The sequence below is a fragment of the Vitreoscilla massiliensis genome (assembly GCF_001457815.1).
Taxonomy (GTDB): Bacteria; Pseudomonadota; Gammaproteobacteria; order Burkholderiales; family Neisseriaceae; genus Vitreoscilla; species Vitreoscilla massiliensis.
The window spans coordinates 1,363,330-1,376,988 of sequence record NZ_LN898221.1 but is presented as its reverse complement, the minus strand read 5'-3'; the positions used below and the strand labels follow the sequence as shown (position 1 = coordinate 1,376,988).

Sequence of the window (13,659 nt, the reverse complement as noted above, 5' to 3'; positions counted from 1 at the left end):
GGATGGGTTTGAATGGTGTTGAAATTTGGCTTTGGCCTCGCCAACAGGAATCGAACCTGTATTTTACGCTTAGGAGGCATACGTTCTATCCGTTGAACTATGGCGAGGTAAGTGAAAGATGTATGGGCATACGGCTTTGGTATGGCCATGAATACTGCTGTGTACAGTAATATGCGGCCTGTAAACTTAAAAACGCGTTTCAATGCGCTGTTTTAAGTTTACAGGCCGCTTGGATTAATTCAAACGGGCAATTGATTGCTCGGCCAATTCACGCATGGCGAAGCGCACCTCGTTGTCGGGCAAGTTTTCCAAACATGCCACGGCATTGGCGACGGCTTTCTCGGCTTCTTGATGGCAATAGGCCAAGGCATCGGAATTTTGCACATGGGCGTAAATGGCATCAAAGTATTCGCGGTCGGCGTGTTCTAAGGCATGGCGCACGTCTGTTGCCGCCTGTTCTGAACCTTGGCGCATCAAGTAGATTAATGGCAAGGTCGGTTTGCCCTCGGCCAAGTCGTCGCCGACGTTTTTACCGATTTGTTCAGGATCGCCGGAGTAGTCCAAAATATCGTCGATGATTTGGAACGCTGTACCGACATACATGCCGTAGTCTTTTAACGCTTGCTCTTGCTCAGGTGTGGCCTTTGCGAGCAAAGCGCCGACTTGGGCGGCCGCTTCAAACAATTTGGCGGTTTTGTATTGGATGACTTGCAGATACTCGGCTTCGCTGATGTCGGTATTGCCGATGTTCATCAACTGCATCACTTCGCCTTCGGCGATGATGTTGGTGGCGTCTGCCATCACTTCCAAGATGCGCATGTCTTTGGTGTGCACCATCAATTGAAACGCGCGCGTGTACAAAAAGTCACCGACCAATACGGCGGCGGCATTGCCAAACATATTGTTGGCAGTGGCGCGACCACGGCGTTTGTCGCTTTCGTCTACCACATCATCGTGCAATAAGGTTGAGGTGTGGATGAATTCCACCATGGCGGCCAATGAGTACAGTTGCTCATGGTCGTAACCCAATACCTTGCCGGACAAAATGGTCATGATGGGGCGCAAGCGCTTGCCACCGGCACTGATGATGTATTGGCCAATTTGTGAAATCAATGCCACATCTGACATCACAGCTTTGTTGATGACCACGTTGACACGGGCTAAATCATCTTCTAAATGGCTTTGAAAATAAGGCACTGTTTCTAACATATTGGCGGCTTTTGATAGTGAGGGGTCAAAACAACGGCGTTGATTATATCATTGTTGCCCGTGCTGTACAGTTTTGCGGTGTTTGGGACGCTTAGAGTAAAGGTATTTGGTTTTAAATTGGGTTAAATTGACTGCAAATTCAGCTTTACAGGCCGCTTAATCAATTGATTTGCGTTTTATTTTTGACGCAGTGATAAAAGTGCCGTACAATCTTGGATTCTTTTTGCCGTGTTGGCAAATGTTTATTAATCTGGAGTTGAGTATGTACGCGGTCATAAAAACCGGCGGTAAACAGTATAAAGTTACCGTAGGTGAAAAATTAAAAGTAGAACAGATACCAGCCGAACTCGACAGCCAAATCGTACTTGAAGAAGTATTGATGGTTGCGGACGGTGACAATGTTCAAATTGGTGCTCCATTGGTTGCAGGTGCTAAAGTCACTGCTACAGTGGTTTCTCATGGTCGTCACGACAAAGTACGCATTTTCAAAATGCGTCGTCGTAAACACTACCAAAAACGCCAAGGTCATCGTCAGAATTTCACTGAAATTCGCATCGACGCAATCGCTTAATCTTAGGAGTAAAATTAAATGGCAACCAAAAAAGCAGGCGGTAGCTCAAAAAACGGTCGCGATTCAGAAGCTAAACGCTTGGGCGTTAAAGCCTACGGTAGCGAATTGATTCCAGCTGGTTCTATCATTGTGCGTCAACGTGGTACTCGTTTCCACGCTGGTAACAATGTGGGCATGGGTAAAGACCACACTTTGTTCGCTAAAGTTGACGGTTATGTTGAATTCACCACCAAAGGTGCTTTGAACCGTAAAACTGTGAACGTAGTGCCTTACACTGGCGAAGCAGAATAATTCGTTAGTTCGTGAAGAAAGCCCTATCGCATGATGGGGCTTTTTTTATTTATAATTTGCTTCAAGACTGATTAAGCGGCCTGTAAGCCGAAACACATGCCTTACAGGCCGCTTAATCGGTTTTGCACAAGCTGATAAGAATACAGACAAATAAAGGTTTAAACATGAAGTTTATTGACGAAGCCAAGATTGAAGTGGTGGCGGGCAAGGGCGGCAATGGCGCATCGAGCTTTCGCCGTGAAAAATTTGTACCGCGTGGTGGTCCTGATGGTGGTGATGGTGGCAAAGGCGGCAGCGTGATTGCGATTGCCGATGAAAACATCAATACCTTGGTCGAATTCCGCTTTGTGAAAAAATACATGGCCAAAAACGGTGAAAAAGGCCACGGTGCCGACCGCTATGGCCGCGGTGCTGACGACATCGTCTTGCACATGCCGGTGGGCACTTTGATTCGTGACATCGACACCGATGAAATCGTTGCCGACTTGACCGCACACGGTCAAGAAGTGATTTTGGCCAAAGGCGGCAAAGGCGGTTTGGGCAATATCCACTTTAAATCGTCTACCAACCGTGCGCCGCGCCAATGCACGCCAGGTGAAGACGGTGAAAACCGCTTATTGCACTTGGAGTTGAAAGTATTGGCGGATGTGGGCTTGCTCGGCATGCCGAACGCGGGTAAATCGACCTTAATCAGTGCGGTGTCGGCAGCGCGTCCAAAAGTGGCCGATTATCCGTTTACCACTTTGCACCCGAATTTGGGTGTGGTGCGCATGGATGAAAACCACAGCTTTGTGATGGCCGACATTCCGGGTTTGATTGAAGGTGCGGCCGAAGGCGCTGGCTTGGGCCATCGTTTCTTACGCCATTTGTCGCGCACGGGTTTGTTATTGCATGTGGTGGACTTGGCACCGTTCGATGAGGGCGTAGACCCTGCGGCTGAAGCTTTGGCTCTAGCTGAGGAGTTGCGCAAATATGACGAAGCCTTATACGATAAGCCACGTTGGTTTGTGTTGAACAAATTGGATGTGTTGCCAGAAGAAGAACGCGCCGAGCGCGTGGCGGCATTCTTGGCTGCGGTGGGTTGGAATCATCCAAAACCTGACGATGAATTTGAATTCGATGTGGAGACCCCGCGCGTGTTTGAAATTTCAGCGATTAACCGCCAAGGTACGGCCGATTTGGTTTACGCCATCCATCGCTACATTCAACGCAACAAAGAATTGGCAACAAAACTGCTAGCAGCTGATGAGGTTGCAGCAACATCCGTTGCCGATACCACTGACCGCAATGTCTTAAAACCCGAATAAACATCCTCAATCAGGAGTAAGCAGCATGAATGCACAAACATCGTTGGTAGAACAATTGTTGTCTCAGTTACAAGGCGCGCCTATGGCGCAAATTGCTTCACAATTGGGCGCAGACCAACAGCAAACCGAAAGTGCGGTTGGCGCAGCCTTGCCTATGTTATTGGGCATGATGGGCAATAATGCCAGTCAAAGCGGCGGTGCAGATGCTTTGTTTGGTGCATTGATGCGTGACCACGCGCCAGCACAGGCGCAAGGCTTTGGCGGGGGTGACTTGCTCGGTAGCGTGTTGGGCTCAGTATTGGGCGGCGGCCAAGGCCAAAATGCCGGTGCAGCCATCTTGGGTCATATTTTTGGCGGTCAACAACAACAAGCCGAAAGTAATTTGGGTCAAGCCTCTGGTTTGGGCGGCGGCAATGCCGGCCAATTGTTGGCGATTTTGGCACCGATTGTGATGTCGTTTTTGGCCAATAAAGTCCAAGGCAATGGCTTGGATGCGGGTGGCTTGGGTCAGGTATTGCAACAAGAACAAGCCCAATCACAACAACAAGGTGGTTTGGGCGGCAGTTTGTTGACCAGTATGTTAGACCAAGATGGCGACGGCCAATTGGGCGCGGGCGATTTGTTCAAATTGGCCGGCAGCTTTTTGAATAAGCGTTAATGAACATCGACATTATTGTTTAACACCTTGTTAAAACAAGGTAAATGCGGCCTGTAAATCAGTTTACAGGCCGCATTTGTATGCAAAATCGCACAATTAGAATGCTTCTGTGGTTTGTGCGGCGAACAAATACCGTATAATCGGATTTCTTCATGAACACAAGAATGTAAGCATACAGCTATGTTAACCGTATACAACACCTTAACCCGTCAAAAAGAACAGTTCAATCCACTCGATCCCAATCACGTGCGCATGTATGTGTGTGGGATGACGGTGTATGACTACTGTCACTTGGGCCATGCGCGGGTGATGGTGGTGTTTGATATGGTGGCACGTTGGTTGCGCCAATCGGGCTATCCATTGACTTATGTGCGCAACATCACCGACATCGACGACAAAATCATTGCCCGTGCGGCGCAAAATGGCGAAACCATAGGCGAATTGACCGCACGTTTCATTCAAGCGATGGACGAAGATGCGGCGGCGTTGGGGGTACAAAAACCCGATATCGAGCCCAAAGCGACCGAACACATCGCGCAAATGATTGCGATGATTGAGCGCTTGATTGCCAATGGCAAGGCTTACCCTGCCGACAATGGCGATGTGTATTATGCCGTGCGTGAATTCCCGGCTTATGGCCAATTGTCCGGCAAGTCTTTGAACGATTTGCGCGCTGGTGAGCGGGTGGAAGTCGACAGCTTTAAACGCGACCCATTGGATTTTGTGTTGTGGAAAGCGGCCAAAGCGGGCGAGCCTGCATGGGAAAGCCCTTGGGGCAATGGTCGTCCAGGTTGGCACATCGAATGTTCGGCCATGGGCGAAGAGATGTTTGGTCGCGTGTTTGACATTCATGGCGGCGGTGCTGATTTGCAATTCCCACACCATGAAAACGAAATCGCGCAAAGCTGCGGTGCCACAGGTGTGTGCGACCACAGCCACGATGATTTGGCCGGAAAACACACGCAAAGCCATGTGAAATACTGGTTGCACAATGGCTTTATCCGCGTTGACAACGAGAAAATGTCCAAATCTTTGGGCAACTTTTTCACCATCCGCGAAGTCTTGCAACAATACGATGCCGAAGTGGTGCGCTTCTTTATTTTGCGCGCCCATTACCGCAGCCCATTGAATTACTCAGATGCGCATTTAGACGATGCCAAAGGCGCGTTAACCCGTTTGTACACGACGTTGAAAAACACCGCCGCCGAAGCCGTCAGCATCAACGCCAACAGCAATGAATACACGCAACGCTTCTTTGCGGCCATGAACGATGACTTTGGCACGGTGGAAGCGATGGCGGTTTTGTTTGAATTGGCCGCCGAAGTGAACAAGTCTAATGATGCGCACCTTGCAGGTGTGTTAAAAGCCTTGGCCAATGTTTTGGGTTTGTTAGAGCGTGACCCTGTGGCATTCTTGCAAGGCGGCGCAGGTGGCGATGATGGCTTGAGCAATGAGGCCATCGATGCGTTGATTGCCGAGCGCCAAGCGGCACGTGTGGCCAAAAATTGGGCCGAATCGGATCGCATCCGTGATGAATTGACCGCAGCAGGAATCATTTTAGAAGATGCAGCAGGTGTGACCACTTGGAGACGTCAATAAGTCTTCGATGTGAAGCTCAAGAGGCGGCCTGTAAACAAGGAGACAGATATGAAGAAAGTGTATTTGGGTGCTTTGTTGGTATTGGGTGCGGCTTCTTGGGCCGAGGCGCAAACGCCGCAGCAATGGGATCAGTGCGCTGAGCGGGTAGGCCGTACGGTGGATTCGCAAGAAGTGGGCGTTGTCGGTGTTGAGGCGGCGATTAAGCGCCAATGTGGCACTCGGCCAATTTCCAATGCCGGCATGGCCAAACCGGATGGCAAGCTGCCTTATGATGTGTTTCAGGCCGCTCCTTGGAAAGCACGTTTCCAACAATTGACCGGCAAGTCTTACGGCGGCATCAAAGAATCGTTGACGGTGTCGGGACGAATGGAGCGCCAAGGTGATTGGTTGGTCGGCAGTGGTTATGATCCGCGTGGTGCGGGCGCCAGCAGTGCGGCAATTGCGGTGAACAGCAAAACCGGTAAGGTATTGGCGGTTTACAATGCCGGCGGTGACACGCGCTTTTTTGGTTTCAATCAAAATTCCAAAGGCGTGCCAGCAAAACTGTGGGAATGGGTGTCAGAATCGACAGCAGCGGGTTGAAAAATCTTGATTTGGTCGCATATCTTGACTATAATCTCTGATTCGTTTAATGCAGCATAGGCACAATCCCTATGCCCGCCCACCCAAGGAAAGCACATGAAAGCTGATATCCAACCTAACTACCATGACGTTAAAGTAACTTGCTCTTGCGGCAATGCTTTTGTAACCAAATCTACTATGGACAAAGAAGCGTTCAACATCGAGGTTTGCTCTGAATGCCATCCATTCTACACTGGCAAACAAAAAATCGTTGACACTGCAGGTCGCGTTGACCGCTTCAACCAAAAATTCGGCAATATGTTCAAACGTTAATTCGTTACTTTGCCAAAAAGACAGCTTAGGCTGTCTTTTTTATTGCCAGTATTTCATGCTCAGTTTGGAAACAGTGCCGAAAGTGCTACACTGAGCGGCGATTCTTATGCGGAATGTTAGATGTTAACTTATATCCCTCCCGAGCGCAGACCTGCCAATAAACCGACAGAAAAGCCGTGGTTGCTGTTGTTGTTGGCCTTTGTGTGGTTGTGGCCCGGCATCATAGACCATGATTTGTGGAAGCCCAATGAACCGGTTTTGCATGCGGCGATTCAGTCGTTGCTCGCTGGTGGCAATGTATGGGTGCCGGAAGTGGCAGGGCAAGTGTATGTGGAGCAGCCACCGCTGTATGTGTGGGTGGGCAGTGTGTTACAGGCCGCTTTATCACCGTGGTTGATGAGTGAATTTACCGCCATCCGTTTGACTACGGTGATTTTCATGAGCATAGGCTTGGCTTGTGCAGGTGGTGCGGGCAGGCATTTATTGGGTCGGCGTCATGGCCGCAGTGTGGTGTTAATCCTGATAGGCTGCGTGGGCTTGATGTTGGCGGGGCACCGCATGGATGCTTGGGCAATCACGTTTGCTGGTTTTGCCATGAGTTTGTATGCGATGACGCGTGCCAATGACCACACGGCTTGGGCGGGCTTTGGCTTGGCTTTGGGCTGGGTGTGGGTGTTTCTTTCTTCCAGTTTGAGTGAGTTGTTTCTGGTCATCATCATCGCCATCAGCATGTTGGTATTTGCGCGCTGGCGCAGCCGCCGCTATGCGATGATCTTGGTTATGGCCTTGCTGATGGCGGTACCGGTATTGTGTGTGTGGCCGTATGCGATGTACCAATCCAATCCAGCGGCGTTTGCCGTGTGGTGGCAACACTATGCGTTTGGTGGCTTTGGCGGATGGAACCACAGCGTTCTTGGGCATGAATTTGGCTATTATTTTGAAGTGGCTTTGTGGTATGTGTTTCCGGCGTGGCCTTTGGCGGTGTGGACGTTTATGAAACGCGACAAGGTCGACCACCGCGTTTGGCAAGTGTGTGGGGTGTGGTTGTTAATCGGGGTGTTGTGGTTGGGTTTGATGCGTGAAACCTATACCGAAAATGCCTTGATTTTGCTGTTGCCGTTGGCGGTATTGGGTGCGGCACAATTGGATTCTTTGCGCCGCGGGGCGGTGTCGTTTTTGAATTGGTTCGGGGTGATGTTGTTTGGCGCTTTGGCCATTTTCTTGTGGTTGGGTTTTGCGGCGATGAATTTTGGCTGGCCGGCCAAATTGGCCGAGCGTTCGGCGTATTTCAGCCCGTATTATCATCCTGATTTTGATTATTTCCCCATCACCATCGCCTTGTTGTTTACTTTGTTGTGGCTGTGGGCGGTAACGCGCAAACATGTGCGCGGTCGCCAAGCGGTGACCAACTGGGCAGCGGGCATGACTTTGGGGTGGAGCCTGTTGATGACGCTGTTTTTGCCATGGTTGGATGCGGCCAAAAGTTACAGGCCGGTAGTGACGCAGTTTGAAGCTGCCTTACATCCCAATACCTTGCAGCGTTTGCAAAACGGCAGCGATTGCCTCTACATCAATGCCAAAGACAATAAGGCGGGCGTATTGGCATGGCAGGCGTACAGCAGCGTGAACATCAATATGGAAGACGCGCAAGCCTGTCATTATCGCTTGCTGCAATTGAAGGCCGATGATGCGCAAGTGGCGGGCGGTTGGCAAATTCTGTGGCAAGGCCACAGACCGCGTGAAGATTATGAACATTTTGTTTTGGTGCACAAACAACAGTTTGATGCCTTATTTTAAAAGGGAAGCAGTATGAGCCGTACCACTCTTATTCATGCAGGTTGGATTTTGCCCATGGCGGATGAGCCATTGGTGTTGCGCGACCATGTGTTGGTGTTAAAAGATGCGCACATTGAGGCGATTGTGACTGCCGAACAAGCCCAAACCATCGTCGCCGATGAAACCTTGCATCTGCCCCAACATGTGTTGATGCCCGGTTTGGTGAATTTGCATGGTCACAGTGCCATGACTTTATTGCGCGGTTTGGCCGATGACTTGGCTTTGATGGATTGGCTTAATAACCACATTTGGCCAGCCGAAGGCAAACACGTCAGTGATGCGTTTGTACACGATGGTTCGGTGTTGGCGATGGCTGAGATGTTGCTGGGTGGCACCACCACCATTAACGACATGTATTTCTACCATGGTGCCGTAGCCCGTGCTGGCCTGAAAGCAGGCATGCGCACGTTTGTCGGTTGCAGTATTTTGGAATTCCCCACCAATTATGCGCAAAACTCGGCGCAATACATTGAAAAATCATTGGCCGAAGCGCAAGAGTTTACCGGTGAGGAATTGGTACAGTTTGTGTGGGCACCGCATGCGCCGTATACCGTGTCCGACGATACCTTCCGCACCGTGGTGGACTTGGCCGACAAACACGATTGGTTGATTCATTGCCACATCCACGAAACCGCGTTTGAAGTGGAAAGCTCGGTGTCGGAACATGGCAAGCGCCCATTGGCACGTTTGGATGGTTTGGGGGTGTTAAACCCACGTTTGATTGCCGCGCACATGGTGCACACCAATGTCGAAGAAGTGGCTTTGGCGGCAGAGCGTGGCATCAGCGTCGCTCACAATCCGGCTTCTAATATGAAACTGGCTTCGGGCTGTGCGCCGATACAGGCCATGCTCGATGCCGGTGTGAATGTTGGTTTGGGCACCGATGGCGCTGCTTCCAATAACAAATTGGACATGTTTGCCGACATGCGTTTGGGGGCTTTGATTGCCAAAGGCTTTAGCCAAAACCCAACCGATGTCAAAGCCTATGATGTGTTGAAAATGGCCACCATCAATGGTGCCAAAGCCTTGCATTTGGGCGATAAAATCGGCTCCTTGGAAGCGGGCAAACAAGCCGACATGATTGCAGTGGATTTGTCAGCGATTGCCACTCAACCTGTGTTCGATCCGATTTCACACTTGGTGTATGCGGCCGATCGCAATCAGGTGTCGCATGTGTGGGTGAACGGCGAGGCAGTGGTGCAAAACCGTGTGTTGACGCGTTTGGATCAGGCGGAAATTTTGGCCAATGCCGAAGCATGGCAACGCAAAATCGTGGCGGCTTGATAGCGATAATATTGTGCAGCCCAACCAATAAAAAACCGCTCGAAAGAGCGGTTTTGTTGTTAATGCGGCCTGTAAATGTGTTTACAAGGCTTGATACAGTTTCTGGGCACGTTCAGCGGCATCGTTGCTGCCATTTTCCATCAAGTCTACCAAGATGTTAGCTGCGGCATCTTTGTCACCGATTTCAATGTACATCTGCGCCAAATCCAATTTCGCGTCTTGGGTGTGTTGCAAGGTTTGCAAGACCAAATTGTCATCAGGCACAGTTGCGGCCACTTCAGTCACTGCTGCAACCGGTGCAGCCACTTCCGCAACTTCCGCAGCAGCCATCTCAGGTGCAGCATCCAAACTCAAGTTGTCCAAGCTGAAGTCAATTTCAGGTACGGCTGGTGTTTCGGCCAATGCATTGACGGCAGCAGGGGTTTCTACTGAGGCGAATTCATCCAAGTTGAATTCGTCCAATGAGAAGTTGCTGTCTGCTGCTGCAGGAGCCTCTACGACACTGCTGGTAGCAGTGTTCAAGTCGGCACTGACATCATCCAAGCTAAAGTCGAAATTGTGGGTGCTGTCTGGTGTGGCTGTTGGTGCAGGTTGGATGGCTGGCTCAGTCACGGTAGTGTCTAGGCTTAAGGCATCCAAATCAAAACTCAAGTCGTCGGCTTTGTCTTCGATGGCAACGGCAGCGGTTTCTGCTGCAGGCACATCCAAGTTCAAGTCGCTCAAGTCAAAGCTCAAATCGTCGGCTTGGGTTTCAACCGCAGCAACTGTGGTTTCAACTACAGGTGCATCCAAGTTCAAATCATTCAAGTCAAAGCTTAAGGCATCGGCTTGGGTTTCAGTGCTGGCTACAGCTGCGACAGCATCCGTTTGAGCCGCTTCGGTGCTTAAGGCATCCAAGTCAAAAGACATGATGTCGTCAGTGGCGAAGGCCACTTCTTCGCTCGCGGCAGGGCTTGCTTCAACTACCGGCGTGCTGTCGGTAGTGGTGAAGTCCAAATCAAATGCTTGTTCAGCCGCAGCTTCGGCTGGTGCTGCCACCACGGCAGTTTCTTCCACTATGCGGTTACCAAAATTACCCGTACCTGCCCACGCTTGTGCTGGCTTGCTTTCTTCTACCACAGCAGCCACCACTGGCGCGGCTTCTACTACTGGCGTTTCTAGCACGGTATCAAAGGTGATTTCTTCTGGTGTGTAGGCTGGGGTGTCGTCAACTACCGTGCTGCTGGTGCTGGCAGTGTCGTCTACGCTCAACAACTCATCAAAGTTCAAATCAAAATTGTCGTCAAATGCCAATTCATGGCCGCTGTCCATAGAAATGCTGTTGAACTTGCTCACCACCTCATGTTGCGGTTCGCTGGTTTCGGTTTCTGCTTGGAACAAGGCATCGATGTCCAAGGCCGCATCGGCAGCAGTGGTATTGCTGATGTCCATGCTGGCTGGGGCAAAGTCATCGAAATTGATGGCATTGATGTCATCTTGGCTTAAGGTCAGGCCTTCATTGACCGCAGCTTGCGGCTCATCTTGGCTGAGGTGGCTGGCAGCAGCCACACCGGCAGCACCCAAGGCCACAGCGCCCAAATCCAAATTGAATTCGCTGCTAGGCGCTGGTGTCGCAATCACTTCGGCTTCAAAATCGTTGAAGTTAACATCTTCAACCTGTGGCAAATGGGTCGCTACTGGTGCTTCCGCCACAGTTTCAAAATCAGGGAAGTCGAACGCAGGACTGGTGAGGTTCAGATTGTTATTCTGTGCCAGCTCATTAACATCAAAGTCAAAATTAAAGTCTTCATTGGTCTCAGCAGGCGCGGCGGCGGTGCTAACAATGGCTTCGCTTTCCACTTCACCTTGTTTGAGCAAGGCGTCCAAGTCATCCAAATTGAAATCATCGGCAGCAGGTGCAGCAGTGGCATTGGGTTGTGCATATTGTGCCAATTCTTCATCGCTGGGCATGAAGTCGTCGCTGGCCGCATGCGCCGCGGCGGCAACCGCAGCGCCGCCCACTAAGGCAGTTGCGCCTTTGCTTAATCCATCGGCTTTAGGCGCAGCCGTTGGTTTGGCTGTGGATTGGTGGAAGGCTTTTTCTTCTTGTGGATTGAAAGAATCCAAGGCAGCCAATTCAGCCGCAGTCAATTGGTTGTTGGCATCATCAGCGTCAGCCAAGGTCGCTTTGGGTGTGTCCAAAGGCGCATCGTCAAAATTGAAGATTTCAACCGCATCGTCATTGCCATCATCGATTTCGGCAAAACTTTCTGCTGCGGCTTTTTTGCGTGAGCGCACAATCAACATCGCCAATAACAACAAGGCCACCAAACCAGCAGCCAAGTATGGCAAGTAGTCTATCAGCAAGTCCATGATGCCTTTTTCTTCAGGCACAGGAATCGGTGCTGGTGGTGGCGCTACTTTAGGTTGGGCAACCACAGGAGCGGATGCGGTTACGGTAGCTGGCGTGCTGGCAGCCACAGGCGTAGAAGCGGCCACAGCAGGTGGAGTGGCTTCAGCTGTGGCACTGGCTTGTTGTGCTTGTGCCAATTGTTTTTCCAATTGGGCTTTTTGCTGTTCCAATTCGGCCAACTGTTTTTCAATCGCAGCCACATCAGCAGGCGTTTCGGCGTTGGTCGTTGGTGCGGTTGTGGTGGTGCTGCCCGTTGCCACGGCGGCTGTTGCTGCAGTGGCTGCTGCGGCCACGGTTTTGGCCGAGCGGCCTTTGGCCAGTTGGTGCATGGCATCGGCAGACGGGATTTTTAAGGTTGCATCGCCGTAGAGCAAGTTTGGATTGTGATTGCGGAATGCTTGCGGATTGGCGCGCATCAAGGCTTGCACGGTTTGGGCAGTGCTCAAACCATCTGGTTGGTAGCGGCGGGCAATCTCAAAAATATTGTCTTTGGCCTGAACTTTGTATTGCTCAGCAATGGCGATGTTGCCAGGCGCTGCCACAGTAGGCGTATGCGGGCGGTTGTTTTGGATGGTGCGCTGCGCGGGTTTGGGCGCGGCGGCTTTGTTGCTTGGTGTTGCAGTGGGTTTGGTCGCTGCTTGGTTGTTGCTGGCCAATGCCGGTGGGTGAGGGATGGCTTTGGCTGGGTTGACTTGTGCACTTTGGTGCACCGTATTTTTCGGGTCTATGATGGCCGAATACTGGCGGCTTTCTGAGCCGGCCTGTACTTTCAAGCGCAAGACGGGGTCATTAATCGGCACACTGGAGCGCAAATGAATGACGGCGGCAGAACCTTGTTTGCTCACGCGAGCAGAAACAGGTGCACCTGAAACGCTGATGGAAGAAGGAGATTTTAAAATCTCCTGCGCTGTCGGACCGGTAACCACAATAGATCCAGAGAATTGTTCCCCCAGATTGGATTGCACATCCAGATTGTTCATGGACGCGACCGCAACCGTAGAGCCGCTGGCCACCAACAAACCTGTTACCAGTTTTAAATTCATATTCGATTTAGACATAATCCCTCAGTCGTTGTATCTATACATTAATATAGTGTGTAAATCCAAACCAAGACGCACAAGTTCGACCACAAATCTCGGCGTCATTTTAACGTATATTTATTATTGGTATGTTAGCTTAACATTAACTGTACGCGAAACGGGTAATCCTTGATGGATTGCGTGCGTATTGTATTGTGATTGCTACAACATAGAGCAGTTTCTGTTTCTAAAATACCACAGTTTCAGTATGGCAGTGCTGGCTCTGACTGCGCCGCTATTTTAGGTAAAAACTTTACAGGCCGCATTGACGGTACACAAGAGTCGCTGTTTTTGCGCTCGCCATGCGCTACAAAACCATACAAAAAAGTGCCAAAGACAGCGGAAGCTTTGGCATGTTTGCAACAGTGCCAGATATTCACAAACGATGCGGTTTTGAAAATCTGCTTTTGCTGCTATCAAGCAGGACGGGCTTAAGAGCGCCTGTGCGAGGCTGAGACTCTTTATCTATCAAGGCAAGTGCTGTAACATCGAATTTTTGCGGCGGTGCATGAGGACTTGGATTGAGATGCGCGCCAGCA

At 50.6% G+C, this 13,659-nt stretch carries 11 protein-coding genes and 1 tRNA gene; 9 read left to right on the top strand and 3 right to left on the bottom strand.

The window, feature by feature from the left end; all coding sequences use genetic code 11:
• Positions 1-32: 32 nt before the first annotated feature.
• Positions 33-107, bottom strand: a tRNA-Arg gene (locus BN3003_RS18030).
• Positions 108-234: 127 nt separating this feature from the next.
• Positions 235-1,209, bottom strand: a complete 975-nt coding sequence (locus BN3003_RS18025) for a polyprenyl synthetase family protein (protein ID WP_058357997.1) — start codon at positions 1,207-1,209, stop codon at positions 235-237.
• A gap of 262 nt (positions 1,210-1,471) precedes the next feature.
• Here BN3003_RS18025 and rplU point away from each other — a divergent pair, with 262 nt between their 5' ends.
• The 9 genes from rplU (at position 1,472) to BN3003_RS17980 (ending at position 9,649) form a co-directional block, all read left to right on the top strand.
• Positions 1,472-1,780, top strand: a complete 309-nt coding sequence (gene rplU / locus BN3003_RS18020) for a 50S ribosomal protein L21 (protein WP_058357996.1) — start codon at positions 1,472-1,474, stop codon at positions 1,778-1,780.
• Between the two features lie 18 nt (positions 1,781-1,798).
• Positions 1,799-2,071 carry a 50S ribosomal protein L27 gene (gene rpmA / locus BN3003_RS18015; RefSeq protein WP_058357995.1) on the top strand — a complete coding sequence of 91 codons (273 nt, stop codon included), beginning with the start codon at positions 1,799-1,801 and terminating at the stop codon, positions 2,069-2,071.
• 164 nt (positions 2,072-2,235) lie between these two features.
• Entirely contained in the window at positions 2,236-3,378 is a 1,143-nt protein-coding gene (gene obgE / locus BN3003_RS18010; RefSeq protein ID WP_058357994.1) for a GTPase ObgE, read from the top strand.
• 25 nt (positions 3,379-3,403) lie between these two features.
• The gene (locus tag BN3003_RS18005; RefSeq protein WP_058357993.1) at positions 3,404-4,036 is read left to right on the top strand and encodes a DUF937 domain-containing protein; all 633 of its coding nucleotides are present in this window, start codon (positions 3,404-3,406) and stop codon (positions 4,034-4,036) included.
• Between the two features lie 180 nt (positions 4,037-4,216).
• Positions 4,217-5,635, top strand: a complete 1,419-nt coding sequence (cysS, locus tag BN3003_RS18000; RefSeq protein ID WP_058357992.1) for a cysteine--tRNA ligase — start codon at positions 4,217-4,219, stop codon at positions 5,633-5,635.
• 48 nt (positions 5,636-5,683) lie between these two features.
• Positions 5,684-6,217 (top strand): hypothetical protein, encoded by a 534-nt coding sequence (locus BN3003_RS17995; RefSeq protein ID WP_058357991.1) that lies wholly within the window; start codon positions 5,684-5,686, stop codon positions 6,215-6,217.
• A gap of 96 nt (positions 6,218-6,313) precedes the next feature.
• Positions 6,314-6,529 carry a 50S ribosomal protein L31 gene (rpmE, locus tag BN3003_RS17990; protein ID WP_058357990.1) on the top strand — a complete coding sequence of 72 codons (216 nt, stop codon included), beginning with the start codon at positions 6,314-6,316 and terminating at the stop codon, positions 6,527-6,529.
• A gap of 120 nt (positions 6,530-6,649) precedes the next feature.
• Positions 6,650-8,326 carry an ArnT family glycosyltransferase gene (locus BN3003_RS17985; RefSeq protein ID WP_058357989.1) on the top strand — a complete coding sequence of 559 codons (1,677 nt, stop codon included), beginning with the start codon at positions 6,650-6,652 and terminating at the stop codon, positions 8,324-8,326.
• Between the two features lie 12 nt (positions 8,327-8,338).
• Positions 8,339-9,649 carry a TRZ/ATZ family hydrolase gene (locus BN3003_RS17980; protein ID WP_058357988.1) on the top strand — a complete coding sequence of 437 codons (1,311 nt, stop codon included), beginning with the start codon at positions 8,339-8,341 and terminating at the stop codon, positions 9,647-9,649.
• An 81-nt stretch (positions 9,650-9,730) separates the two neighbouring features.
• Here the strand turns inward: BN3003_RS17980 and BN3003_RS17975 are convergent, their stop codons facing one another.
• Positions 9,731-13,099 carry a FimV/HubP family polar landmark protein gene (locus BN3003_RS17975; RefSeq protein WP_082625724.1) on the bottom strand — a complete coding sequence of 1,123 codons (3,369 nt, stop codon included), beginning with the start codon at positions 13,097-13,099 and terminating at the stop codon, positions 9,731-9,733.
• Positions 13,100-13,659 lie beyond the last annotated feature (560 nt).

Bases quoted from the DNA above. Each gene is read 5' to 3' on its own strand.
- BN3003_RS18005 (WP_058357993.1), top strand. From the start codon at position 3,404: ATGAATGCACAAACATCGTTGGTAGAACAATTGTTGTCTCAGTTACAA.
- BN3003_RS17985 (WP_058357989.1), top strand. From the start codon at position 6,650: ATGTTAACTTATATCCCTCCCGAGCGCAGACCTGCCAATAAACCGACA.
- BN3003_RS17980 (WP_058357988.1), top strand. From the start codon at position 8,339: ATGAGCCGTACCACTCTTATTCATGCAGGTTGGATTTTGCCCATGGCG.
- rpmA (WP_058357995.1), top strand. From the start codon at position 1,799: ATGGCAACCAAAAAAGCAGGCGGTAGCTCAAAAAACGGTCGCGATTCA.
- rpmE (WP_058357990.1), top strand. From the start codon at position 6,314: ATGAAAGCTGATATCCAACCTAACTACCATGACGTTAAAGTAACTTGC.
- rplU (WP_058357996.1), top strand. From the start codon at position 1,472: ATGTACGCGGTCATAAAAACCGGCGGTAAACAGTATAAAGTTACCGTA.
- cysS (WP_058357992.1), top strand. From the start codon at position 4,217: ATGTTAACCGTATACAACACCTTAACCCGTCAAAAAGAACAGTTCAAT.
- BN3003_RS17975 (WP_082625724.1), bottom strand. From the start codon at position 13,099: ATGTCTAAATCGAATATGAATTTAAAACTGGTAACAGGTTTGTTGGTG.
- obgE (WP_058357994.1), top strand. From the start codon at position 2,236: ATGAAGTTTATTGACGAAGCCAAGATTGAAGTGGTGGCGGGCAAGGGC.
- BN3003_RS17995 (WP_058357991.1), top strand. From the start codon at position 5,684: ATGAAGAAAGTGTATTTGGGTGCTTTGTTGGTATTGGGTGCGGCTTCT.
- BN3003_RS18025 (WP_058357997.1), bottom strand. From the start codon at position 1,209: ATGTTAGAAACAGTGCCTTATTTTCAAAGCCATTTAGAAGATGATTTA.